This window comes from Halosimplex rarum, assembly GCF_047715405.1.
In the GTDB taxonomy this organism is placed as follows: domain Archaea; phylum Halobacteriota; class Halobacteria; order Halobacteriales; family Haloarculaceae; genus Halosimplex; species Halosimplex rarum.
This window is the reverse complement of record NZ_CP180412.1, coordinates 2,233,300-2,256,167: the sequence shown is the minus strand read 5'-3', so window position 1 is coordinate 2,256,167 and position 22,868 is coordinate 2,233,300. Positions and strand designations below refer to the sequence as shown.

Genomic DNA, 22,868 nt, shown 5'->3' with positions numbered 1-22,868 from the left:
CCTACCGCCATTCCATATAGCGGAAATGGGTTTACTAGTGGCGGACCGAACGGACCGTTCGAGGCGCGAGAGAGGAGCAATCGAATAGATCGAGGATTCTGCGGGCCGATATCGGGCTATCGGGTCGGGTTATTCACGGGCGGTCAGCGACGTCGAGACGAGGACACCGCGTTCAGGCGATCTGGTCCTCGTACTCGTCGGCAGTCAGGAGGTCGTCGAGTTCGCCGTCGTCGGTCAGTTCGACGTCGATCAGCCAACCGTCGCCGTAGGGGTCCTCGTTGATCAGTTCGGGGGCGTCCGCGAGGTCACTATTGACCGCAGTCACCGTCCCGGAGACGGGGGCGTAGATGTCGGAGACCGCCTTGATCGACTCGACGACGCCGAAGTCCTCGTCGGCCGCGATCTCCTCGCCTTCGCTCGGGAGGTCGACGAACACCACGTCACCGAGTTCGTCCTGGGCGAAGTCCGAGATGCCGATGCGCGCGCTGTCGTCGTCGACCCGCACCCACTCGTGGGATTCGAGGTAGCGCAGGTCGTCGGGAACGTCGAAGCTCATCTATCGAGGAATGGGGTGGTGGTGATACGTGCTTTCTTCGGTTCGTCCCTGACTTCGACCCGGACGGAGTCGCCGGGGCTCACCCGGTCGACTGGCAGGTACGCGAGGGCGATCCCCGCGTCCAGCGTCGGGCTCAAGGTCCCGCTCGTGACTTCCCCGAGCGAGTCGCCGTCGGCCGTGGTGACCGGGTACCCCTCGCGGGGGACGCCGCGGTCGACCAGTTCGATCCCGCGGAGCTTCTCGTCGACCCCCTGGACGTCGGCGCCTTCGAGGGCGTCGCGGCCGACGAACTCCGAGTCGAGGTCGACGGCGAACTCGATGCCGGCCTCGTAGGGGTTCCGCGGGTTCTCCCCGGGGTCGAAGTCCTGCCCGGAGAGGAGAAACCCCATCTCCAGGCGGAGGGTGTCGCGGGCGCCGAGCCCGCAGGCCTGACAGTCCAGAGCCGTCCATACCGTCTCGGTCTCCTCCCAGGGGACGACCAGCTCGAAGCCGGGTTCGCCGGTGTAGCCGGTCCGGGAGACGAGGGTCTCGACGCCGGCGACGCTCGCGACGAACGAGTCGAAGCGGGCCAGCGACCCGAGGTCGGCGTCGGTCTCGTCGGCCAGCAGGTCCTCGGCGACCGGGCCCTGGAGCGCGATCATCCCGAGCGAATCCGTGCGGTTCTCGACCGTGGCGTCGAGCTCCCACGCTTCGCGGTGTTCGACCCAGCGGTCGGCCATCTCGGTGTCGTGGCCGGCGTTGGGGATCACGAGGTAGTCGGCGTCGACCGACCAATCGGCGGGCGGGCGGTAGACGACGGTGTCGTCGAGCATCACGCCGCGGTCGTCGGTGATCGCGGCGTAGTTCGACTCGCCGGGGTCCAGGTCGGAGACGTCGTTGGTCACCAGCCGGTTGGTGAGCCGGCCGGCGTCGTCGCCGGTGACGGTGATCTGGCCCATGTGCGAGACGTCGAAGCGGCCGACCGACTCGCGGACCGCCTCGTGTTCGCGCCGGATCGAGTCGAACTCGACGGGCATCTCCCACCCCCCGAACTCCGTCAGCGTCGCGCCGCTGTCCTCGTGTGCCGCCGCGAGCGGCGGCTGTCTGAGCGTCATGTCCCGGAATCCGCCCGCCAGCGACGTAACTGTTGTCGTCGCCCGCACGTGCGCGGTCATCCCGTCTCGACCCCGCGTCTGACGCTCTCAACTGCATGCGACTATATCGAACGACGCCGAAACCGCTCGGCGGTCACCGATTCAGGCATCGGCTCTTCGTCCGGGCTCGTCAGTCCACCTCCGGGCTTCCGATGGGAGACCGCGAAAGAGTGGCTTTCCACGATTCGGACGCTAGAGGGATCCAATCTCCGGAATCTGCTCGAATTAGACTAATCTAAAAATCTGATTCGACTAGAAGCATTAATGTGTTATCGGTGTCTACGGCGAGGTAATGACTCACACGAGCGGAGCGGTAGACGGGCCGCGACCGACGCGTCGACAAGTACTCGCAGCGGGGTCGAGTGCCCTGATCGGCGGCCTCGCGGGATGTATCGGTGGAACGACTGCGGGAACGGACGGACCCGGCGGGGGCGGCGACGGGGACGGCCCCGTGGTGGTGGCCTCCTTCTTCAGCTTCTACGACTTCGCCCGGAATATCGCGGAGGGAACGCCCATCACGGTCGAGAACCTCGTCCCGACAGGCCTCCACGGTCACGGCTGGCAACCGAACGCCAGCGTCACGCAGGACATCATCGAGGCCGACGCGTTCCTCCACGTCGGCCCGGGGTTCCAGCCCTGGGCGGATCGGGCCATCCAGACGCTCGAAGACGATAACGTCGACACGCAACTGATCAACGCTCGCGCGGGCGTCGAGCTGGTGGATCTGGCGGCTTCGCTCGATCCGGACGAGGAGGGCGTCGGACGACAGAAGGGGAAAGACCCGCACTTCTGGCTCGATCCACACCGCGCGAAGACGTCCGTCGACAACATCGTCGAGGGGCTGGTCGAACTCGCGCCCGACCACGAGGACGCCCTCCGCGACAACGCGGAGACGTACAAGACGGAAACGGTCGACAAGATCGACGCCGACTACCAGGCCATCTTCGACGCGGCCGACCGCGACGTGGTCCAGCTCGCGGCGCACAACGCCTTCCAGTACATCGGCGTGCGTTACGGCGTCAGGATGCGCCCGCTGGTCACCAACCTCGCGGCCAGCGGCGACGTGGCGCCCGAGGACATCGCACGAGCGAAGGAGGTCATCGACGAGAACGACATCGACTACATCGCCAACGGCGTCTTCGAAGCGCGCCGACCGGCCAAGCAGCTTCTGGAGGAGACGCAGGTAACGGCGTACTTCCCGGTGACCCCCTACGCGGGCGTCCGCGAGGACTGGGTGGCCGAGGACTGGGGCTACGAGGAGATCGCCTACAACATCAACATGCCTACCTTCGAGGTCGTGCTCGGGAACAAAGCGCCCGAAGACGCCGGCCCCGACGGCTGGACCGAGGAGTGGAGGAACTTCGAATGAGCGGGCAGCCGACGGCGGAGACGGTGACCGAGCAGACACACCAGTCCGAGGACCCGGTGATCGAAGTGGCAGACGTCGACTTCGGCTACACCGCGACCCGGGTGGTCGAAGACGTCTCGCTGACCATCGATCCCGGCGAGTACGTGGCGGTGGTCGGCCCGAACGGCTCGGGCAAGTCGACGCTGATGAAGCTAATGCTGGGGCTGCTCGAACCCGACGCCGGGGCGGTCCGGCTGTTCGGCGAGCCGGCCCACCGCTTCGACGACGGCGACCGCGTCGGCTACGTCGCTCAGCACGCCAGCGCCTCGAAGGAGATGCCCATCACCGTCCGCGAGGTCGTGAAGATGGGTCGGTTCCCCCACGTCGGGTTCGGCCTCCTCTCGGCCGACGACTGGGAAATCGTCGACCGCGCGCTCGAGACCGTCGGCATGTCGGAGTTCGCGGGCCGGCGGGTCACCCAGCTCTCGGGGGGCCAGCGCCAGCGGGCGTTCATCGCCAGGGCGCTCGCGAGCGAGGCGGAGCTGCTCGTCCTCGACGAGCCGACCGTCGGCGTCGACGCCGAGTCCGTCGAGGCGTTCTACGCGCTGCTCGAATCGCTCAACGACGACGGGATCACCGTGTTGCTCATCGAGCACGATCTGAGCGCCGTGACCGAACACGCCGAGCGCGTCGTCTGTCTCGACGGCGAGGTGTACTTCGACGGCCCGACCGACGAGTTCGTCGACAGCGACGCGTTGGTCCGCGCGTTCGGGACGGCGGCGAGGGGGCTGGGTGAGTCGGGATGACCGACCCGCTCCTCGCGCAGGTCGTCGCGCGACTCCTCGCACAACTGCTGGGACCGACGGTCGACGTCTGGCCCGCGCTCGCCGCCCTCCAGTCGAGCCCGCTCGACGCGGTACTCGCCCCGCTGTACTGGATACTCGACCTCTGGTCGGGCGCGGTGGGCTGGGTAGCGAAGCAGACCGGCCTGCAGGTCCTCGAATACGGGTTCATGCACCGTGCGATTCTGGTGGGGCTGTGCATCGGCGTGATGGCGCCGCTCATCGGGACCTTCCTCGTCCACCGCCAGCTCGCGCTCATCGGCGACGCGCTGGCCCACACCGCCTTCGCCGGCGTCGCGGTCGGACTGTTCCTCAACGCGGTCATCGACCTGGGGGTCACCCCCTACCTGACGGCGGTCGTCGTCGCGATGATCGCCGCGCTGTGCATCGAACTCATCTCGGAGGTGACCGACGCCTACAACGACGTGTCGATGGCCATCGTCCTCTCGACGGGCTTCGCGCTCGGGACGACGCTCATCAGCATCAACGCGGGCGGGCTGACCGTCAGCGTCGACCAGTACCTCTTCGGCAACCTCTCGACGGTTACCTCCCAGAGCGCCGCGGTGTTGCTCGTGCTGTTCGCCATCGTCGTCGCCGTCGTCGGCGTAACGCGCAACCAACTGCTGTACGTCACCTTCGACGAGACGGCCGCCGAGGTGTCGGGCATCCCGGTCGACTGGTACAACCGGATCGTCGTGATGCTGACGGCGATGGTCGTCGTCGGCGCGATGCAGATCATGGGCGTCATCCTCGTCGCCGCGATGCTCGTCGTCCCCGTCGCCGCCGCCTCGCAGGTCGCCCGGAGCTTCGACGAGGCGCTGCTCGTCTCGGTCGTCCTCGCGGAACTGGCGGTGCTGGTCGGCATCGGCGTCTCCTACTACGCCGGCGCGACCGCCGGCGGGGTCGTCGTCCTCGTCGCGGTCGCCATCTACGTCGCCGCCGTCGCCGTGGGGAAACTCCAGACCTCCCTCGGAGACGAGGCGACCCCCGAGATGGGACGCATCGACGTCGACGAGCGCGACTCGCCGTCGGACTGAGAGAATCGGGGACTCGAAGACGCTCCGTCCGAAGTCCGCCACACTGTCCCCCGTAGTTTCGCACAGTTTCTCGGTCTGAAACCGTGATCCCGTTTATATGATCCGTCGGGGCGACCCGTCGAACGCAATGGTTCCCGAAGCGTCGATCCGACGGATCGCCCTCCCGCCCGGCCGGTGGCCGGGTGGCGCACCGCACACGCAGACGGAGGTGTCCCCGTGAGGGACGCCCTCGAACGCCCGCTCCGGTTCGTCACCGAGCACAACGTCGTCGTGCTCCTGGTGATGCTGCTGGCGACGGCCGGCGTCGTCGCCGGAATCGGGCAGTTGCAGACCCAAAGCCAGGCGAACGCGAGCAGCGCCGTCGGCGACACCGAAGTCGCTCAGAAACTCGACTACATCCAGACCAACTACGGCGGCCACGACGACGAGAGCGAGAACGCGACCGCCGTCAGCCCGGCTCCCGTCTACGTTCGCAGCGACGGCGGGAACGTCCTCTCGAAGAGCGCGCTACTGGACTCGCTGCGCTTCCAGCGAACGGCGCTCGAAAACGAATCGGTCGCCGCGAGCCTCGGCGACCGCGAACCAGTCGGCGTCGCGAACCTGATCGCGATGCGCGCGGCCGGCACCTCGGACGCGACGATCGACGAGCAGATCGCGGCGCTGGAGTCGACCGACGAGAGCGAGGTCGAATCCCTCGTGGCGGAGACGCTCACCGAGGGCTCGCAGGCACAAGCGCTGCTCCCCGGGGACTACGAGACGGGGACGGCGACGGCCGAGAGCCAGCGGCTGCTGTTCAGGTTCGAGAGCGCGGACGCCGGCGAGTCGGCCGCCGAGACGCGCACGGCGGCGACCGCGGCGCTCTACGAGATCGCCCAGGACCGTGAAGACCCCGAGTACTTCACGACGGGCGAACACGCGATCGCCGAGTCCAACGCGAACTACAGCCAGCAGACGACGGAACTCATCGTCCCGGTCGCGCTGCTGGCGATCCTCGCCGTGCTCGCGTTCTCCTACCGCGATCTGGTAGACGTGATCGTCGGGTTCACCGGCGTCGTCCTCTCCGTGCTGTGGATGTTCGGCATCCTCGGCTGGATGCAGATCCCAGCCGGGATGACGATGATCATCGGCCCCGTCCTCATCGTCGGACTGAGCGTCGACTACGGGCTCCACGTGTTCATGCGGTACCGCGAAGAACGGGGTGAGGCCGAAGGTATCCGCGAGCCGATGTTCCGCGGGCTATCGTCGGTCGCCGTCGCGCTCGGGCTCGTCACCGTCACGGCGGCGGTCGGGTTCATGTCCAACGCCACGAACGAGTTCACCGTCATCAGGCAGCTCGCGATCGGGATCACGCTCGGCGTCGTCTCGACGTTCGTGATCTCGCTGACGCTCGTCCCGGCGCTGAAGGTGACCGTCGACGGCCTGCTCGAACGGGTCGGCTTCGACCGGCGCAAGCGGGCGTTGGGGAAGACGCGCCTGCTCGAACCGTTCCTGTCGAGCGGCGCGCGCCTCGCGAAGCGGGCCGCGCCAGTCGTGATCGTCCTCGCGCTGGTCGCCGGCTCGGCCGGTGCGGTCGCCTGGACCGATCTGGACCGCCAGTCCGTCCAGCAGACCGACGAACCCATCGCCGAGTGGAAGCAGGACCTCCCGGGCCCGCTCGGCTGGGACACCCACGAGTCCGAGGAACAGAGCCGATACGTCGACGAGCGCTACCGCGCGGCCTCGGAGGACGACCGTCGGCGGTCCCAGGTGCTGCTCGAAGGCGACGTGACTTCACCGGAGGCGCTCGCGGCCGTGCAGACGGTCCGCGATTCGGCAGCGGAGCAGGACGCGATCTTCCAGCGGGACGGGTCCGTCCCGGCGGTCTCGCCGCTGTCGGTCATGCAGTCGGTCGCCGCCGCGGATCAAGAATTCGCACAGGTGTACCGCGACGCCGACACCGACGGCGACGGCGTCCCCGACCGGAACGTCGCGGAGGTCTACGACGCGCTGTACGGCGCGGCGCCCGAACAGGCGAGCCGCGTGATCGAGCGGACCGATGGCGTCTCCGGGAGCGAAGCGACCGGAGGCTCGTCGGGGAGTGAGCAGAGCGAACGGACCGGCGGCGAGTACCGGTCGCTCCGCGTTATCGTCCCCATCAGCGACGCCGCGACGTACACCGCCCAGGGCGACGCGATGCAGGCCGTCGCGGGGAGCGTCGACGCAGACGGCGTGAGCGCCATCGCCGTCGGCGCGGGGACGCTCAACGAGGCCGAACTGTCACAGACCGCCGACAGCATCATGACCACGCTAGTGATCGCGCTGGCGGCGGTGGGCGTCCTGCTGACTGTCGTCTACAGGCTCGCGACGGGAAGCGCGAGCCTCGGGGCGGTCACGGTCGTCCCGATCACGCTCGTGCTCGCGCTGGTCGTCGGTGGGATGTACCTGCTCGACGTGCCGCTGACCTTCCTGACCGCGCTGCTGTTGAGCCTGGTCATCGGCCTCGGCATCGACTACAACATCCACGTCAGCGACCGATTCGCCCAGGAAATCGAACGCGGGCAGACCGTCACCGGCGCGCTCCGCACGGCCGTCACGGGCACCGGCGGCGCGTTGCTCGGGAGCACGCTCACGTCGGTCGGCGCGTTCAGCGCGCTGTTGCTCCACCCGCACCCGCAGATCCAGAGCTTCGGGACGCTCGTCGTCCTCGCGCTGTCGCTGTCGTTCGTCGTCGCCGTGTTCGTCCTGCCGAGCCTGCTGCTCACGTGGGCGAACCACGGCAGCGTCGACGCAGTCCGGCGCGAGTCCGCCTCACGCGACGCGCCGATGGCGCAGGACTGAGGAAGAAATCGCCCGCAGCCGTCTTTTTTCAGCGGCGTCGCAGACGCACGATTGCGCCGGCGAACAGGGCTGCGACGCCGGCGAGCGCGAGGGCGGGACCGAGCGGCGACGGGCCAGACCCGGCGGTCGGCGTTCCGAGCACGCTGTCGCCGTTTCCGGCCGATTCGGTGTCAGAGTCGGACTCGCCGTCGCCGTCCGTGTCGTTCCCGTCGGTTCCGCCGGTGGCGCCGTCGGTTCCGTCCTGGGTCGCGGTCGATTCGGTGACGGCGTCGATCTCGTCGTCGGGGATCAGCCGCGTGCGCTCGACCGAGGTGAGGTAGTCGTAGCAGGCCTCGACGTCCCCGGTGTCGAAGTCCGCGCTGCCGGTCACCTCGGTGCGGCCGGTCGCGCCGGCGTCGGCCATCGTCGGCCCGCTGGACTCGTCGCCGGTGCCGACGCGCTCGACGTCGTAGGGCTGGTACGGCGAGTACACCTCCCAGACCACGTCGCCCTCGGGCGTCACCTCGACGATGCGGTGGGCGCGGCGGTCGGCGATCAGCGTGTTGCCGTTCGGCAGGCGGTCGGCGTCGCGCGGTTCGGCGAGGCCACCGCCGTGCAGACTCCACGTCTGATTCCACGAGTCGCCCTCGCGCTCGTACTCGACGACGCGGTCGTTGAGGCTGTCGGCGACGATGACCGTGGCGTTGCCGTCCTCGCTCTCGATGTAGTCGGGGTTGTGCTGCTCGTGGAGGATCGAGGTGTTGTCGTCCTCGCCGAGCGTCCAGCGGACTTCCTTCGTGTCGCGTTCGATGGCGACGACCTTGTCGAAGTTGCGGACCGAGACCATGAAGACGCCGTCCTCGATCTGGTCGACGTCGTTGTTGTGGGTCCAGTCGCCGCCGAACTCGCCGCCACCGTCGTGCGGGTAGTGGTCGGTGTAGTTGGCGAAGTAGTACTCCCACACCACTTCCTCGCGGGTGAGGTTGTAGACGAGCAGGCGGTCCTCGCCGTCCTGGCTCATGTCGTTCATGACCAGTTCGTCTCCGTTGATCAGGTCGACGTCGTGGGTGTCGTAGACGTTCTCGAAGCGGCGCTCGGAGACGTGCTCGCCGGTCGCGGGGTCGATCTCCTCGATCAGCGTGTCGCGGTTGTCGGTCGTCGCCTCCAGAACGTTGCCGTTCGGGAGCACGTCGACGTCGTAGCTCCACCAGCGGCCGGCGGCGGTGTCGTTGTGGACGCCGACGATGGAGCCGTCCGGGCGGGCGCCGACGACCATCGCGGAGGTCTTCTCGCCGCCGTGGGCGCCCTGGATCGAGAACAGGGTCGTCCCGTCGGGCGTTCGTTCCATCGTTCCAACGCAGGGGTTCGGGCGCTCCTGGAGCGCGGCTCCGGCGGCCGCGAGTTCGGCGCCGTCGTGGCCGGTCGTCGCCGCCGACGCGGCGCCGCTGACCGGGACGACGAGCAGGAGCGCGACCACGAGGATCGGGAGGACGGTTCGTCGCATCTGCCCGCACATGCGACTGTCTGGGTTAACTCCGTTACGACTCCGGGCCCGACCCGCGGTCGGGTCGGTCGGCCGCGCGCTCGCCGTCGTCGAGGTTGCGGACAGCAATCGAGTCGCCCTCGTCCGGCATGGTTCCGTTCTCCGTGGGGTGCTGGCCGTCTACGCCTTCGCCTGGACCGGGGTGGATGCCGTCCTGACGGCGCGAAACGTCACGCCTATACTCGGCGGAGGCCAACGGCGGGGCATGAGTTTGCTGGGGCGGCTGTTCGGCGGCGACGGGCGGGAGTCTGGGGACGCCGACAGCGACGGCGCCGGCCCGGACTCCCGCGGCCACGACCAGCCGCGGGTGGGGCTGTACGTCGACGGGCCGAACGTGCTCCGCGACGAGTTCGACGTCGACCTCGACGACGTGCGGGCGGCCGCCGAACGGTATGGCCAGTGTTCGTTCGCGCTCCTGTACCTCGACGAGAACGCGCCGGCGGGGCTCATCCAGGCGGCCGAAGCCCGCGGGTTCGAGGTCGTGACGACGAGCGGCGACGTCGACGTCAAGCTGGGGGTCGACGCGACGGCGGCGGCGGTCGAGGAGGCCATCGACGTGCTCGCGGTCGCCTCGCGGGACACCGACTTCAAGCCGGTGCTGGAGGCCGCCGCCGAGCGCGGGCTGGCGACCATCGCCATCGCGCCCGGCGAGCACGGCCGCTCCGACGCGCTCCGGAACACCGCCCACGAGGACATCACGCTCGGTTGAGCGCGGTCTCAACGGCCGATCGCTGGTAGGGTACAACAGTTAACCCGGCGGAGCCGGATCGTCCGGTATGTACCGGATCGACGACCGCGTCCTCGTCGGCGTACTGGTCGCCGCGCTCGCCTTCGGTCTGCTCGTCGGGTTCGTCGTCGCGGGCGTGGTGTGACGTTCGAGCCCCTCGCATCGCCGTACTCGTTCAAGCCGTGATAATTGGGGGCGAGTCTTTAACCGGGGCTGTGGGAATCCTCGGACATGCTCCGCATCGACGGACGCGTCCTCGCCGCGTCCGTGTTCGGTCTCTTCCTCGTCGGGGCGGTCCTGGGGTTCGTCGTCGGCGGCGGACTGGGCCAGTTCGGTGACTCCGACAACGGGGTCGACAGTCCGATCGCGACGCCGACGGCCGCCCAGACATCGGCACCGAGCGCGACTCCCAGCCCCGGGGAAGCCGCGACAGGGACCGCGACGCCGATCCGATCACCGACGCCTGCGACCACGGTCGCACCCACCGCGGTTCCGACGCCGACGTCCACGGCGACGCCGACGCTCACGCCCGATCCGACCGCGACGGCGACGCGGACGCCGATGCTGATCCGGCGCTTCGACACCGAGGCGATCGAGCGGGACCTCCGGCGGATGTTAAACGACTGGCGCGAGGAACGCGGACTCCGCCCGTTCGGGAATCCCGACGGGCGTCTCGTCGAGCGCCTCGACCGGATGGCGACGGGCCACAGCGTCGACATGGCCGACCGCGGCGAGACCATCCACCGGATCGACAACCGATCCAGCGCACAGCGGTACCGCGACGCGGCGCTGTTCGAGACCTGCCAGTTCAAGAAGTCCGGCGCGCAGTACATCGTCACGCCGACGCGCAACCGCCTGGAAGTCCTCGGCAAGACCTACGCCGGCCGGACCTACGAGACGGCCGACGGCACCCGGTACAACGGCGACGAGTCGGCGATCGCGAGCGCGATCTTCGAGTCGTGGACCGAGACGGGACCGTACCGCGACCGCCTCTCGTACGCCAACGCGACCCGGATCGGCATCGGCATCGAGACGACCGAGGACAACGAGGTGTACGTGACCGGCGACCTCTGCGGCGTCTACGGGAGCGACTGACCGGCCGATTGCGGACCGCGACGGTGTCGGGGCGGGCCCCGGAGCGATCGGTTTTTGCGCCGGCGGGTCCCACGGCGAGACATGGACGGAGCCCTCGACACGCCGGTCCTCGACGACCACATGCACCTCGACCCGGTCCACGGGCGCGGGGTCGAGGCCGCCGCGGAGTTCGCCGACAACGGCGGCACGCACCTGCTCGTCGTCAACAAGCCGTCGTGGCACCTGCTCGACGACCTGCCGAGCGACGCCGAGGACTTCCGGAAAGTGTTCGACCTCACCGTCGACGTCGTCGAGCGCGCCAGCGAGGTATTGCCGGGCCGCGCCTGGCCGGTGCTGGGCGTTCACCCCGCACTGATATCCCAGCTCGTCGACGACGGGCACGACCCTGCGGAGGCCCGTGACCTGATGCAGACCGGCCTCGACGCGGCGGCGGAGTACGTCGCCGACGGCCCGGCGCTGGGCCTCAAGTCCGGGCGGCCCCACTACGACGTGTCCGACGCGGTCTGGGAGGCCTCGAACGACGTGATGCGGCGCGGGTTCGACCTCGCCGCGGAGGCGGGCTGTGCCATCCAGTTGCACGCCGAGGGCGGCGAGGACTTCACGGAGGTCGCCGAGTGGGCGGAAGACCGCGGGCTCCCGGCCGACCGCGTCGTGAAGCACTACTCCGGCGGACGACTCCAGGGGATCACCAAGAGCGTCATCTCGAACAAGGAGGACCTCGAACTCGCCATCGAGGAGGACGAGCCGTTCATGATGGAGACCGACTACATCGACGACCCGGACCGGCCCGGCGCGGTCCTGGGGGTCAAGACGGTCCCGCGGCGGGTTCGATGGCTGCTCGAAGAGGGGCACGACGAGGCGGTTCGGCGTGCGCACGTCGAGACGCCCGCCGCGGTGTACGACATCGACACCGCGGGGACGCTGGAGTAAGCGGTCCGTCTCACGTCAGGTTCAGCCACTGCTGGGCAGCCATCCACAGGAAGAGGACGCCGCCCCCGAGGAGTATCGCGAAGGTGTACCGGGCGATGGTCACCCGCCACTCGGTCGGTTCGACGTCGTCCCACGATCGGGTGCTCCCGACGGCGTCGATGCGCTCGCGCCACAGCGCGACCGTGTACGGTCGGAGCACGCCGAACAGGCCGACCGCCAGGAGCACGGCGCCGACGAGAGTAGCGCTGGCCGCCGCGGCGAGGGTCATCTCGATCTCTGTTCGTGGACTGATACGATAAGCGTAGCGGGAACGTGGCGCCGGTGGCGAGAGACCGGTATTTAGGTCACGCGCGTGGGTACGGACCCCGTGGAGTACCGCTGTCCAGACTGCGGCGTGACGATGGAAGAGGTCGAGTTCGGGATGAATGACGCGTGGAATCCTCCACACGTCAGAACCGACGAGAAGCGTGAGGGACTGCTCGGCAAGCTCGGGATGAGCGAACGCAAGGAGGTCGAGACGGTGATGTGTCCCGAATGCGGATTGCTCAGGCTCTACGCTGACATCGAGACGGAAGAAGCGTACTGAGCGTGGACGGTCGCAGAGTGCGGTGGCCGGGAGCGCGTGCCCGCGCTCTTGCGCGGGCCGCGCGACTCGGGGAAGGGCAGGCCCACCACGCTCGCATCCGGCGCCTGCGGCGCCGGTTCACCGCTCGCGCGAGCGGCTTTTTGACCCATGTTTTTGGCTCGGGGGGTCGTGCGTGGCGCGACCCCCCGAGCCAAAAACATGGGATCGGGGTCGAAAGCCATATCACCGGAGCGACGAACGGAGTTATATGAGCAATCAGCCGGGGGAGTACTACACGCCCGAACGCTGGCAGAACTGGCTGGACAGGATCGACGAGGAAGAACTCGACCCGGAGGACGACGACACGGCCCAACTGCTCTGGAACATGCAGGACGACACCGCCATCGCGGTGGTCAAGGTCGTCTCCGACTTCGAGGACGACGTGCTCGACGAGGAGGGCGCGCTCGCCGAGATCGAGGACATGCGCGAGGTCGTCCTCGCCGAGCCCGAGTTCGACGACGAACAGGCGCTCATGCTCGTCGACAGCGTCCAGACCTCCCTCGTGTGTGTCTTCTACGCGGCCGAGGAGTACATCGTGGGCGGGACCGCCGAGGACGCTGGCATCGGCGACTACGTCAGCGCGGCGGCCGACGCCGAGTCCGAGGAGGACCTCGACGCGGCGCTGTCGTACTGCGTGCAGGCGGGGACGCTCGTCATCGACGGGGCGGAGTTCGACCCGGCGATGGCCGAGGAACTGGAGCCGGGCCTGGTGGTCCAGTGGGTCAACGGGCTCGACAGCCTCCAGACGGCGATGAAAGACCCCGAAGTCGTCGAAGAAGAAGACGAGTGAGGCGGCGGTCGGCGCAGCCGCCCCGGTTCGCTCACTGACGCGGCCGCCGCCCCGGCGGTAGAGGGGGGCGGTCGAGTCGTTATCAGGGTGGAAAATCGGGGACACAGGTTTTTGCACGCCCGGTCGGAACTCCGGGCACATGGAATCGTGGGACGACAGGGGCCAGTCTATCCAGATCGGCGCAGTGCTGGTGTTCGCCGCGGTCGTCATCCTGCTGTCGATCTACCAGGCGGCGGTCGTCCCACAGCAGAACGAACGGGCCGAGTTCGACCACAGCCAGCAGATCCAGGGGGAGCTGCTGGACCTCCGGAACGCGGTGGTGTCGACGGTCGGCGACTCGGCACAACAGTCGGTGTCGGTGACGTTGGGGACGACGTACCCCCCGCGCCTCCTGGCGGTGAATCCGCCGCCGGCCTCTGGGCAGTTGCGGACGGTCGGGACCGCCGACGGCGACGTGTCGTTCGGGCTGGCGAACGCGACGGCACTCGACGACGAGACTGACGACTTCTGGGACGGGACGCGACGTGACTACGACACCGGGGGGATCGTCTATCGACCGAACTACAACGAGTACGGGCAGCCGCCGTCGACGATATACGAGAACTCGGTGCTGTACGACGACTTCTCCGTCGCTGGGTCGACCGTCACGCGGAGCGGGCAGGCGCTGGTGGACGGGACGACGGTATCGCTGGTGGCGCTGAACGGGTCGATCAGCGAGTCGTCGTCGGGGACGAGATCGGTCGACGTGCGCCCGGTGAGCGCGTCGTCGAGGACGGTCGCCGTCCGCAACGCGGGCCCGGACTCGAACGTGACGGTCCGCGTGCCGACGCGGCTGAGCGAATCGCGCTGGGAGGAACTGCTGGCCGACGAATTCGTCGCCGCGGGCGGGAACGTGACCGACGTGCGGACGAACCCGCTCCCGGCGGCACCGACGTATCGGATGCTCGTCGTCGACCTCGTCCCGGGGACGTACGACCTCCGGATGGCGAAAGCGGGCGTCGGGACGCGGGTGACGGGGACCAAGGCGGCGTACGTCACGGAGATCCGCGGTAACGGGACGTACGTTCCGGAGGGCGGAACGGAGCAGTTCGTCGTCGAGGTGCGCGACCGATACAACAACCCGGTGAGCGGGGTGACGGTTCGTGCGGCGACCGATGGCACCGGTACCGTCACGGCCCGTGCGGAGACGGGCGACAACGGGCGCGCGAGCCTGATCTACCGTGCTCCCGCGAACGTCGACGGGGCGCCGGTAGCGGGGAGGGTGAACGCGAGTTTCGCAGTGACGCCGGGGTCGGGGCCAGGAGCCTTCGCCGGCGGGAGACCGGAGAACGTCAGCATGGACCTGACCGTTCGGAACACCGACGGAAGTGGACTCGGCGGCGGGGGCGGCGGGGGCGGCGGCGCGGGCTACGCGTTGCGCTGGACGGCAGCGACGACGGTACCGGGGACGACGAGCGGCGGCGTGGGGTGCGCATCCACGTCGGACGCGTGTAACGTCACGATGCGAGCGGAGACCGAGCGGCCGCAGATCGGCGCGCCGGTCGGCTTCGGGTCGAACGACACCGGCATCGTCCGCGCGTTCAAGCGGGTCACCGCGACCGACTCGGACGGGACGGCGACGACGACGGTACGGTTCGAGCGAGCGGAAGGGAACGCCACGCTGTGGACGCAGAGCGCCGGCGCGAACGCGACTCGCAACGTCTCGACGCCCTCCTACGAGAGCTTCGAGTCCGACCTCGGGAGATACGGTGTGTTCGGCACGTTCGCCGGCGACGACCCGGAGCTGTCGACGCAGAACGCGAACAGCGGGTCGTCGGCCGTCGTATTGCCCGGTGGGAACGACGGGGGGATCGTCACGACCGAGTACGACACGACCGGGGCGGAGATGGTGATCGTCCAGTACTGGGCGAAGGAGAGTGACGAGGGTGACCTGAACGACGGTAACGGCGCCCTGTACGTGGAGTACCTGGACGAGGGCGGGGTGTGGCGGACGGCGGACACGCTCCAGCTAACCGGGACCGACCCGGGGCGACAGCGGGTCGTCCGACTCGGGAGCGACGCGGCCCACGGCAACTTCTCGCTACGGTTCCGCCAGCAGGGAGCCGACGCCGCCAACGACGAGTGGCTGATCGACGACCCCCAAATATCCGTGATCGGGGAGGCGGTCGGCGGCGGTACCGCGGGCGGACGAGCGCCGGGGAGCGGTTCGGACGATGACACCGGGAGCGGTGATACGACGGCACCGACGTTCGCGAGCTGGACGCAGGCGCAAGCGTCGAACTCCGAGGGCGGGACGAGCAACACCGATTACGTCGCTTTCCAGGGGAACGCTCAGGACGACACCGGCATCGACAGAGTCGAACTGCGCGTACGAGACAAAAACGGAAACGTGGTCGGTCAGTCGACGGTGAACCCTCCGTTCTACTACGAAGTCGTCGCGCTCAACCCCGAACAGGGAATGAACGGCAACGGAAACTACATCTCCGTCGAACTGACCGCCTACGATACCGCCGGAAACACGCGAACCTGTACGGGGACGATCCAGAACGTCTACGACACGGTAAGTCCGTCCAGCGGGCTAAACTGTGACCAGACGTCGACGGCGACCGCGCCGCCGCTCCAGTCTCCCGGCGACGGCAGCGGCGGGGCGTCCGGTAACGCCGCCGTCCTCGCAGTGACTGCTGTACTCGCGACGCTCGTGACCGTCGAAGCGCTCGGCCGACGCCTCCCACGGTTACTGTACGTTCGACGCTCGTCGATGGGATAGTCGACAGGCACTTGTAGGAGTCACACGGATCGAGGGGTATGACATCGGTCGGTATCGACGCCGTCGAGATACGGACGGGGAAGCTCAGACTCGACCTGCCGGAGACGTTCGCGCCGGCGCAGGGCGACGACCCGGGGAAGTACACGAAGGGGCTCGGGCTGACTGCGAGTTCGTTCCCGGACGTCTACGAGGACATCGTGACGATGGGGGCCAACGCGGCCCACGAGTTGATGGAGCGCAAGGGCCTCGAACCCGAGGACATCGGCCGGATCGACGTGGCCACCGAGTCGGCGTTCGACAACTCCAAGCCCGTCTCGACGTACATCGCCGGCTGTCTCGAACAGGTATACGACGGCGACTTCCACCACGCCAACAAGGGCGAGCGCAAGTTCGCCTGCATCTCGGGCACCCAGAGCCTCGACGACGCCTACAACTGGATCCGCGCTGGCCGCAATCGCGGTCGAGCCGCGCTGGTCATCGCGACCGACACCGCGCTGTACGCCCGGGACGACCCCGGCGAGGCCACGCAGGGCGCCGGCGCCGTCGCACTGCTGGTCACCGAAGACCCCGACCTGGTCGAGCTCTCGACCGAGCAGGGGTACGGCAGCGCCGACGAGACGGACTTCCTCAAGCCCCAGCAGCAGTTCCCGAGCGTCGACGGCAAGCGTTCGGTACAGGTGTACCTCGCCCGCATGCGCGAGGCCATCGAGGACTTCGAGTCGGTCACCGAGACCATCCACCCCGACGATTACGTCCTTGGGCCGTTCCACACCCCGTTCCCGGGGATGGTCCGCAAAGCCGCGGCGCTCGCGTTCCGTCACTTCAGCCGCGACACGGAGATCGAAGAGGCGCTCGCAGACGAGATCGGCCGCCAGCCCCGCCGGGAGGCCTTCGACAGCGAGGAGGCGTTCCGCGAGGCCGCCGCCGACTACACCGACGATCTGACCGATACCGATACCTACCAGTCGTGGTACGCCGAGACGGTCGAGCCGACGCTCACCATCTCCCGCGAGGTCGGCAACTGGTACACCGGCTCGGTCCACGTCGCCCGCCTCTCGGGCCTGAAGGCCGCCTACGAGGACGATGCGGACCTGACCGGCGAGCGGCTGCTCGTCGGCTCATACGGGTCGGGCGCGCAGGCTGAGGTCCACGCTGAAACGGTCCAGTCAGGCTGGGAGGAAGAGATCGAAGCCCTCGACGTCGACGAGCAACTCGACGCTCGGTACGAACTCACCTTCGAGGAGTACGAGGACGTCCACGACGTGCACAACCACGACGAGGACGCCGGCGCCAGCGACACCGACCAGTTCACCTCGCCCGAAGCGGAATTCGTCTTCGACGGCTGGGGTCGGATGGGCGAGCGCAAGTACACCTACGTCGAGTAACGGCCGCGAACGACGCGAGATCGGTCGAAGTTTTTCCTCCTTTCCTATTCAGCCGCGCCGGAGACCGAACCACTGAAGCGAGATTCGGCCGACGATCCGTCCACAATGGGCACCCCACTCCCCTCGCGCGAGGAGCAGGCCGAGGAAGTCATCGAGCGGCTCTGGGAGGAGTACCCCGACGCCACCATCTCGCTGAACTTCTCGAACCGACTGGAACTGCTCGTCGCCGTCATGCTCTCGGCGCAGTGTACCGACGAGCGCGTCAACGAGGTGACCGCGGAGCTCTTCGAGAAGTACCAGACCCCGGAGGACTACGCGGAGGCGGACGTCGACGAACTCGCCGAGGACATCTACTCCATCACCTACCACAACAGCAAGGCCGACTACCTCAAATCCTCGGCACAGACGATCGTCGAAGACCACGGCGGCGAGGTGCCGGACACGATGGACGAGCTGACCGAACTGAAGGGCGTCGGCCGGAAGACGGCCAACGTCATCCTCCAGCACGGTCACGACCTCGTCGAGGGGATCGTCGTCGACACGCACGTCCAGCGGCTCTCGCGGCGGCTCGGGATCACCGAGGAGGAACGGCCGGACGCTATCGAGCAGGACCTGCTCCCAACCGTTCCCGAGGAAGAGTGGCAGTGGTACACCCACCTGCTGATCAGCCACGGGCGGGAGATCTGCACGGCGCGCAACCCCGAGTGCGACGCCTGCGTCGTCGAGGACATCTGTCCGTCGTCGAAGCTCGACCACGACGTGGACCTGGCGAGCGGCGAGCCCTGGGAAGCCTGACCGCCCGTTTGTTCCGGGAGTGTTCGCGCCCGAAGGACGCTGCGCGCGCCGAGTCGAAGAGAGGGGACGAACCCGAACGGCTCGGCGCGGGCCGGTCCGGTGGGGAACCGTCGTGTCGAACCCGACACGGCGATCCGATTGGTTGCCAGATTCTTCCCCGAATCGGGTCTTACATCCTGCTACCTCGTGTACACCGCGCATGAGCGAACGCTTCGTCGTCGTGGGAGGAGACGCGGCCGGGATGAGCGCTGCGGCGAAAGCCCGCCGTGAAGATCCCGAACGGGAAGTGGTCGTTCTCGAGCGGGGTGAGTGGGTGTCCTACGGTGCCTGCGGCATCCCCTATTACGTCAGGGGCAGGATCCCCGACGTCGATGACTTAGTCGTGACCGAACCGGAGAAGCTCGTCGGGAAGTACGGTATCGACCTGCGGCGCCACCACGAAGCGGTCGCCGTCGACCCCGCGGATCGAACCGTCACTGTCGACGCCGCGGACGGGCGGTACGATCTGGAATACGCGGATCTCCTGTTGGCCACCGGTGGGAGCGGCGCCGACCTCGACGTCCCGGGCGAGGACCTCGACGGCGTGTTCACGATCCGCAGTCTCGAAGAGGGGCGCGCCCTCCGGGAGTACTTGCAGCCGGGGGAGTCCCACCATCCCGGGGCCGAGCTGCCGCTCGGCGGGGAGTTCCAGGACCACCTCCACGGGGCGGTCGAGCGGGTCGCGGTCGTCGGTGCGAACAAGATCGGTCTCGAACTCGTCGCGGCGTTCGACGCTCGCGGGCTCGACGTGCATCTCGTCGACGACGGCGAGCACGTCTTCGAGTCGGGCCCGCTGACGCTGCCGTCGTTCGGGGCCGCCGCAGCGGGTGTCGTCGAGGAGCACCTCCGCGAGCGGGGCGTCACGCTGCACCTCGACGCCCCGGTCGAGCGGTTCGCCGGCGAGGACGGCCGGGTGACGGCGATCGAGAGCGCACGGGGACGCGTGCCGGCCGACGCCGTGCTGGTCGACGAGGGCGTCCAGCCGAACGTCGAACTCGCCGCGGACGCCGGTATCGACCTGGGCCCGACGGGCGCCGTCGCCGTCGACGACTACGGTCGGACGAGCGCCGACGGCGTGTACGCCGCCGGCGACTGCGCCGAGAAGCACCACCTCGTCCTCGACCGGCCGGTCCACCTGCCGCTCGGTCTCGCCGCCAACCGCGGGGGCCGGGCGGTCGGTACCACCGTCACGGGCACGCCCACCCGCCAGGGGCCGGTCGTCGGCACGGTCACGATGAAGGTGTTCGACCTGGAGGTGGCGTCTTCGGGCGTCCTGAATCCGGAAGAGGCTCGGTCCGCGGGGTTCGACCCGGTCGTCGAGACGGTCTCGACGATCTCGCGGGCCCACTACTACCCGGGCTGGTCGCGCATCACCGTCGAGATGGTCGCCGACCGCGAGACGGGACGGCTACTCGGCGCCGGCCTGGTCGGAAAGGAGGGCTGCGCCCACCGCGTCAACGCGGTTGCCACGGCGCTGCACGCCGGGATGACCGTCGGCGAGGTGGCCGACCTCGACCTGGGATACTCGCCGCCGTTCGGGCCGGGCTGGGACCCCCTGCTCACGGCGGCGAAGGCGCTCAGCGGCGACCTCGACTGACGGCGCCGGAACGGCCTTCCTCCCCCCAGTCCTCGGCAGCGAAACCGGATCTCGGTGGCCGCTACGTCGGCGGACAGGCGCCGGTTCGTCCGATCCGGGTCGGCTACGAGTTGACGTCTTCGAGGTGTTTGCTGACGACGACGCGACCCTTGGGGGTGAGCTTCGGGCCGTCGTCGGCGTCGACGACGAGTTCGTCGGCTTTCAGGTCGTTGAGGACCATCGTCACCTGGCTGCTCTCCATGTCGAGGACGCCGGCGAGCGAGACGCCCGGGCCGGTCGAGTAGACGGCGACCAGGAGTTCGACCTGTTCCTCCGAGAGGGAGACGTCTTCGAGGTCGGCCATGAGGTCGCTGTACTCCAGGCGGAGGTACCGACCGAGGATCGACATCTTTCGCGGGGAGTCCATGGCCCCGAGCGAGAGGGCCGCCTGCCCGTCGTCGAGGTGACGGACCGCGAGGACGGCCTGCTCGGCGCCGTTGATCTCGCGGGTGGTCCGTTCGAAGTCGCTGACCGTCGAGAGGTCGATGTCGACGGTGTCGTCGGCGCGACGGAAACGGACCTTCCCCGGCTTGAGGAAGAGCTTGGCGGGGACGAACGACTCGTCGGTGACGCGCCCGCCGACTCGCGCCGGGTGTTTGACCGTCACGTCGGTGCCGTTGAGGATGGCCTTGAACAGGACGGTGGTGAACTTCTCGATCTTGTCGTCGTCGGCCTCGACGGCGGCGACCATCCGCTGGCCCGACCGCTCGAACGCGATAGTGACCGTCGAGTTGAAAAACTCCCCGAGCCCGTCGGGGACGTGACCGACCGCGATGTCGAAGATAGCGGAGAGGGGGATCGTCACCTTCCCCTCGTCGCCGGCGAGCACGAGCCGCTTCTCGCTCAGCAGGATCCGCCCTTTCACCGGCTCGGCGCGAGCCGACGCTTCGGAGTTGAAAGAGGCGACGAAGTCCGCGATGACTGATTCCGACATGGGCGGGGTTACGACCACCTTGCACAGCACAAATATTGAGCGTTTCGTGCCAGTATCACTGGCGAGAACGCCGTTCGGTCGGTGAAACCGCTCGCGCCGCTCGACCTGACGGCGCCGTAGGCCCGCACGAAGCCGTCGTGCGCCCACTCAACGGTTCTGCGGGTTCGCGATCCGCTCACTGGTCGGGATATCGCGGGCGTCGCTCGGAGTCGTCGCTCCCCTCGACGAACGGGAGCGCGACGCGCTCGGCCTGCCGCTCGTCGCCGTCGACCCGGACGGTCAGGTCGGCGTCCCCGGTGGCCGAATCGCTGTCGAGCGCCGCGAGGGCGACCGGTTCCTCGCGGGTCGGGCTCTCCGCGGCGCGGGTCACCTCGCCGACGGCTGCGTCGGCGGCGAAGACGGCCGCGCCCGCGTCGGGGACCCCCTCGACGGTGAGGCCGACGAGTCGCGTCCCGGGTTGCCCGCGGTTCTCGATCCGGGAGACGACCTCCTGGCCGACGTAACAGCCCTTCTCGAAGTCCAGCGCGTTGCGGACGCCGCAGTCGTTGGGGAGCCGCCCCGACAGCTCCGACTCGAACAGCGGCGTCCCGGCTTCCAGCGTCAGCGTCTCCCAGGTGCGGTAGCCGAAGGGGGCGGCCGCCTGCCCGAGGTTCGCGAGCGTGTCGAAGACGTCCGCGGCCGCGTCCGCTGCGCAGACCACCTCGTATCCCTCCTCGCCGGTGAGGCCGTCGTCGCGGATCACCGTGACGCCGGCGTCGCCCATCGTGCCGCGGACGAACGAGAGCGGTCGATCCGGCGAGGCGGCCTTGTTCAGGACGCTCGCGATCTTCTCGGTGGCCTGCGGGCCGTAGACCCCGAAGACGCCGAAGTCGTCGGACGCGTCGGTGATCTCGACGTCCTGGATGAACGTCTTCTCGCGCCAGTCGTCGGCGACACGCTCGTGTTCGGTCGGAGGGAGAAAGAGCAGCAGTCGGTCGCCGTCGGCGGCGTTGTAGACGTACATGTCCGTCTCGACGCGGCCAGAGGGGTCGAGCAACAGGGCGTAACAGCCTTGGCCGTCCTCGCTCGGGACGCGGTTGGAGACGGCGTTGTCGACGAAGTCGACGCGGTCCTCGCCTTCGACGACGAGGACGCCGTAGCCGCGCTCGGTGACGCCGACGACGTTCCGGACGGCGGCGTGGGTTCGTTCGGGCCGGCCGTAGTGGGCCGCGACCCGGCGGTCGCCGCGCTCCTCGAACGTCGCGCCGTGGTCCTCGTGGACCGACTCGATGACCGTCATTATCCCGGTGTGGGGCCGGTGGCGGGTTACATCTTCCGGGACCGCCGACGCCGTCAAGTGGTCGCGGGACGACGGACCTGGCGTGCCCTCCCTCTCCCGCTTGACCTCTCCGCTCGCAGTAGCCGGCGAGTGGCTCGAAGAGCACACGCTCGCCTACTTCCTCGCGCTCGTCGCGACGTCTGTCGTTGCGCGGGTGCTCTTCGCGACAGTCACGAACGAAGGGCTGCGCGAGGCGGCCGTCAGCGGTGTGATATTCGGGATCGCGTTCGCGACGGCGATGCTCGCGTTCCGTCGCTATCTCGGCGGGCCGGCGAACTAACGAGGGATCTCAGTGTGCGCTGGTCGCCCGGTGTTCACCGTACAGGACGCCCAGTCCGAGACAGATCAGGCCGAACGCGACCATCGACGGGGCGACCATCATCAGGATGGTCGACGTTTCCATCGGGATCGGCGCGCCGATCAGTGCGCCAACGCCGACTATGACAACGAGGGTGAACAACGCGGCCGTCTTCGGTAGGTCGAATTCCATGGCGGCGCTTCGGAGTGCTGTCAAATGAGGATTTCGACGGTTCCGACCGCGCGGGAGCGGTGTCGACGCCGAGCGCCGGCGG

The 22,868-nt window shown here is 68.5% G+C and carries 21 protein-coding genes; 14 read left to right on the top strand and 7 right to left on the bottom strand.

Features of this window, described 5'->3' with window-relative positions; all coding sequences use genetic code 11:
• Nucleotides 1–172: 172 nt before the first annotated feature.
• On the bottom strand, nucleotides 173–556 hold the full coding sequence (gene gcvH / locus ACMGFH_RS10810) for a glycine cleavage system protein GcvH (RefSeq protein ID WP_415383143.1): 384 nt from the start codon (nucleotides 554–556) through the stop codon (nucleotides 173–175).
• Nucleotides 553–1,650, bottom strand: coding sequence for a glycine cleavage system aminomethyltransferase GcvT (gene gcvT / locus ACMGFH_RS10805; protein ID WP_415383142.1), 1,098 nt, complete (start codon nucleotides 1,648–1,650; stop codon nucleotides 553–555). The genes gcvH and gcvT overlap by 4 nt, the downstream gene beginning before the upstream one ends.
• Before the next feature lie 331 nt (nucleotides 1,651–1,981).
• Here gcvT and ACMGFH_RS10800 point away from each other — a divergent pair, with 331 nt between their 5' ends.
• From ACMGFH_RS10800 to ACMGFH_RS10785, 4 genes are all read left to right on the top strand, one after another.
• Nucleotides 1,982–3,058, top strand: coding sequence for a metal ABC transporter substrate-binding protein (locus ACMGFH_RS10800; protein WP_415383140.1), 1,077 nt, complete (start codon nucleotides 1,982–1,984; stop codon nucleotides 3,056–3,058).
• The gene (locus ACMGFH_RS10795) at nucleotides 3,055–3,843 is read left to right on the top strand and encodes a metal ABC transporter ATP-binding protein (protein ID WP_415383138.1); all 789 of its coding nucleotides are present in this window, start codon (nucleotides 3,055–3,057) and stop codon (nucleotides 3,841–3,843) included. Before ACMGFH_RS10800 ends, ACMGFH_RS10795 begins: the two co-directional genes overlap by 4 nt.
• The gene (locus tag ACMGFH_RS10790; protein ID WP_415383137.1) at nucleotides 3,840–4,916 is read left to right on the top strand and encodes a metal ABC transporter permease; all 1,077 of its coding nucleotides are present in this window, start codon (nucleotides 3,840–3,842) and stop codon (nucleotides 4,914–4,916) included. The genes ACMGFH_RS10795 and ACMGFH_RS10790 overlap by 4 nt, the downstream gene beginning before the upstream one ends.
• Nucleotides 4,917–5,132: 216 nt before the next feature.
• Nucleotides 5,133–7,733 (top strand): efflux RND transporter permease subunit, encoded by a 2,601-nt coding sequence (locus ACMGFH_RS10785; RefSeq protein ID WP_415383135.1) that lies wholly within the window; start codon nucleotides 5,133–5,135, stop codon nucleotides 7,731–7,733.
• A gap of 28 nt (nucleotides 7,734–7,761) precedes the next feature.
• On the opposite strand, the gene ACMGFH_RS10780 is transcribed toward ACMGFH_RS10785, so the two are convergent.
• Nucleotides 7,762–9,216 carry an aryl-sulfate sulfotransferase gene (locus ACMGFH_RS10780; protein ID WP_415383133.1) on the bottom strand — a complete coding sequence of 485 codons (1,455 nt, stop codon included), beginning with the start codon at nucleotides 9,214–9,216 and terminating at the stop codon, nucleotides 7,762–7,764.
• A 244-nt stretch (nucleotides 9,217–9,460) separates the two neighbouring features.
• On the opposite strand from ACMGFH_RS10780, the gene ACMGFH_RS10775 reads away from it, so the two are divergent.
• The 3 genes from ACMGFH_RS10775 (at nucleotide 9,461) to ACMGFH_RS10765 (ending at nucleotide 12,007) form a co-directional block, all read left to right on the top strand.
• A complete protein-coding gene (locus ACMGFH_RS10775; RefSeq protein WP_415383132.1) occupies nucleotides 9,461–9,964 on the top strand; it encodes an NYN domain-containing protein in 504 nt (167 codons plus the stop codon).
• Nucleotides 9,965–10,213: 249 nt separating this feature from the next.
• Nucleotides 10,214–11,077 (top strand): CAP domain-containing protein, encoded by an 864-nt coding sequence (locus ACMGFH_RS10770; protein ID WP_415383130.1) that lies wholly within the window; start codon nucleotides 10,214–10,216, stop codon nucleotides 11,075–11,077.
• Between the two features lie 81 nt (nucleotides 11,078–11,158).
• Nucleotides 11,159–12,007: a TatD family hydrolase gene (locus ACMGFH_RS10765; protein WP_415383128.1), complete on the top strand. Its 849-nt coding sequence runs from the start codon at nucleotides 11,159–11,161 to the stop codon at nucleotides 12,005–12,007.
• A 10-nt stretch (nucleotides 12,008–12,017) separates the two neighbouring features.
• Here ACMGFH_RS10765 and ACMGFH_RS10760 read toward each other — a convergent pair whose 3' ends face one another.
• On the bottom strand, nucleotides 12,018–12,275 hold the full coding sequence (locus tag ACMGFH_RS10760; protein WP_415383127.1) for a hypothetical protein: 258 nt from the start codon (nucleotides 12,273–12,275) through the stop codon (nucleotides 12,018–12,020).
• A 99-nt stretch (nucleotides 12,276–12,374) separates the two neighbouring features.
• Between ACMGFH_RS10760 and ACMGFH_RS10755 the strand changes: the two genes are divergently transcribed.
• The 6 genes from ACMGFH_RS10755 (at nucleotide 12,375) to ACMGFH_RS10730 (ending at nucleotide 20,005) form a co-directional block, all read left to right on the top strand.
• Complete coding sequence (locus ACMGFH_RS10755; protein ID WP_415383126.1) at nucleotides 12,375–12,593, top strand: hypothetical protein; 219 nt, start codon at nucleotides 12,375–12,377, stop codon at nucleotides 12,591–12,593.
• A gap of 247 nt (nucleotides 12,594–12,840) precedes the next feature.
• Nucleotides 12,841–13,422 (top strand): DUF2150 family protein, encoded by a 582-nt coding sequence (locus tag ACMGFH_RS10750; protein ID WP_415383124.1) that lies wholly within the window; start codon nucleotides 12,841–12,843, stop codon nucleotides 13,420–13,422.
• A gap of 139 nt (nucleotides 13,423–13,561) precedes the next feature.
• Complete coding sequence (locus ACMGFH_RS10745; protein WP_415383122.1) at nucleotides 13,562–16,189, top strand: hypothetical protein; 2,628 nt, start codon at nucleotides 13,562–13,564, stop codon at nucleotides 16,187–16,189.
• 38 nt (nucleotides 16,190–16,227) lie between these two features.
• The gene (gene hmgB, locus ACMGFH_RS10740; RefSeq protein WP_415383121.1) at nucleotides 16,228–17,574 is read left to right on the top strand and encodes a hydroxymethylglutaryl-CoA synthase; all 1,347 of its coding nucleotides are present in this window, start codon (nucleotides 16,228–16,230) and stop codon (nucleotides 17,572–17,574) included.
• A gap of 105 nt (nucleotides 17,575–17,679) precedes the next feature.
• Entirely contained in the window at nucleotides 17,680–18,369 is a 690-nt protein-coding gene (gene nth, locus ACMGFH_RS10735; protein ID WP_415383119.1) for an endonuclease III, read from the top strand.
• Nucleotides 18,370–18,568: 199 nt separating this feature from the next.
• Nucleotides 18,569–20,005, top strand: a complete 1,437-nt coding sequence (locus tag ACMGFH_RS10730; RefSeq protein WP_415383118.1) for an FAD-dependent oxidoreductase — start codon at nucleotides 18,569–18,571, stop codon at nucleotides 20,003–20,005.
• Between the two features lie 103 nt (nucleotides 20,006–20,108).
• On the opposite strand, the gene ACMGFH_RS10725 is transcribed toward ACMGFH_RS10730, so the two are convergent.
• Both ACMGFH_RS10725 and ACMGFH_RS10720 read right to left on the bottom strand, forming a co-directional pair.
• Nucleotides 20,109–20,978, bottom strand: a complete 870-nt coding sequence (locus ACMGFH_RS10725) for a CheF family chemotaxis protein (RefSeq protein WP_415383117.1) — start codon at nucleotides 20,976–20,978, stop codon at nucleotides 20,109–20,111.
• A gap of 175 nt (nucleotides 20,979–21,153) precedes the next feature.
• Nucleotides 21,154–22,257, bottom strand: coding sequence for an aminomethyltransferase family protein (locus ACMGFH_RS10720; RefSeq protein ID WP_415383116.1), 1,104 nt, complete (start codon nucleotides 22,255–22,257; stop codon nucleotides 21,154–21,156).
• On the opposite strand from ACMGFH_RS10720, the gene ACMGFH_RS10715 reads away from it, so the two are divergent.
• Nucleotides 22,247–22,576 carry a hypothetical protein gene (locus ACMGFH_RS10715; protein ID WP_415383114.1) on the top strand — a complete coding sequence of 110 codons (330 nt, stop codon included), beginning with the start codon at nucleotides 22,247–22,249 and terminating at the stop codon, nucleotides 22,574–22,576. The two genes, ACMGFH_RS10720 and ACMGFH_RS10715, sit on opposite strands and share 11 nt — an antisense overlap.
• A gap of 9 nt (nucleotides 22,577–22,585) precedes the next feature.
• On the opposite strand, the gene ACMGFH_RS10710 is transcribed toward ACMGFH_RS10715, so the two are convergent.
• Entirely contained in the window at nucleotides 22,586–22,786 is a 201-nt protein-coding gene (locus ACMGFH_RS10710; RefSeq protein WP_415383112.1) for a hypothetical protein, read from the bottom strand.
• Nucleotides 22,787–22,868 lie beyond the last annotated feature (82 nt).

Coding starts and splice junctions, on each gene's coding strand:
- gcvH (WP_415383143.1), bottom strand. CDS start 556: ATGAGCTTCGACGTTCCCGACGACCTGCGCTACCTCGAATCCCACGAG.
- gcvT (WP_415383142.1), bottom strand. CDS start 1,650: ATGACGCTCAGACAGCCGCCGCTCGCGGCGGCACACGAGGACAGCGGC.
- ACMGFH_RS10800 (WP_415383140.1), top strand. CDS start 1,982: ATGACTCACACGAGCGGAGCGGTAGACGGGCCGCGACCGACGCGTCGA.
- ACMGFH_RS10795 (WP_415383138.1), top strand. CDS start 3,055: ATGAGCGGGCAGCCGACGGCGGAGACGGTGACCGAGCAGACACACCAG.
- ACMGFH_RS10790 (WP_415383137.1), top strand. CDS start 3,840: ATGACCGACCCGCTCCTCGCGCAGGTCGTCGCGCGACTCCTCGCACAA.
- ACMGFH_RS10780 (WP_415383133.1), bottom strand. CDS start 9,216: ATGCGACGAACCGTCCTCCCGATCCTCGTGGTCGCGCTCCTGCTCGTC.
- ACMGFH_RS10775 (WP_415383132.1), top strand. CDS start 9,461: ATGAGTTTGCTGGGGCGGCTGTTCGGCGGCGACGGGCGGGAGTCTGGG.
- ACMGFH_RS10770 (WP_415383130.1), top strand. CDS start 10,214: ATGCTCCGCATCGACGGACGCGTCCTCGCCGCGTCCGTGTTCGGTCTC.
- ACMGFH_RS10765 (WP_415383128.1), top strand. CDS start 11,159: ATGGACGGAGCCCTCGACACGCCGGTCCTCGACGACCACATGCACCTC.
- ACMGFH_RS10760 (WP_415383127.1), bottom strand. CDS start 12,275: ATGACCCTCGCCGCGGCGGCCAGCGCTACTCTCGTCGGCGCCGTGCTC.
- ACMGFH_RS10750 (WP_415383124.1), top strand. CDS start 12,841: ATGAGCAATCAGCCGGGGGAGTACTACACGCCCGAACGCTGGCAGAAC.
- ACMGFH_RS10745 (WP_415383122.1), top strand. CDS start 13,562: ATGGAATCGTGGGACGACAGGGGCCAGTCTATCCAGATCGGCGCAGTG.
- hmgB (WP_415383121.1), top strand. CDS start 16,228: ATGACATCGGTCGGTATCGACGCCGTCGAGATACGGACGGGGAAGCTC.
- nth (WP_415383119.1), top strand. CDS start 17,680: ATGGGCACCCCACTCCCCTCGCGCGAGGAGCAGGCCGAGGAAGTCATC.
- ACMGFH_RS10730 (WP_415383118.1), top strand. CDS start 18,569: ATGAGCGAACGCTTCGTCGTCGTGGGAGGAGACGCGGCCGGGATGAGC.
- ACMGFH_RS10725 (WP_415383117.1), bottom strand. CDS start 20,978: ATGTCGGAATCAGTCATCGCGGACTTCGTCGCCTCTTTCAACTCCGAA.
- ACMGFH_RS10715 (WP_415383114.1), top strand. CDS start 22,247: ATGACCGTCATTATCCCGGTGTGGGGCCGGTGGCGGGTTACATCTTCC.
- ACMGFH_RS10720 (WP_415383116.1), bottom strand. CDS start 22,257: ATGACGGTCATCGAGTCGGTCCACGAGGACCACGGCGCGACGTTCGAG.
- ACMGFH_RS10710 (WP_415383112.1), bottom strand. CDS start 22,786: ATGGAATTCGACCTACCGAAGACGGCCGCGTTGTTCACCCTCGTTGTC.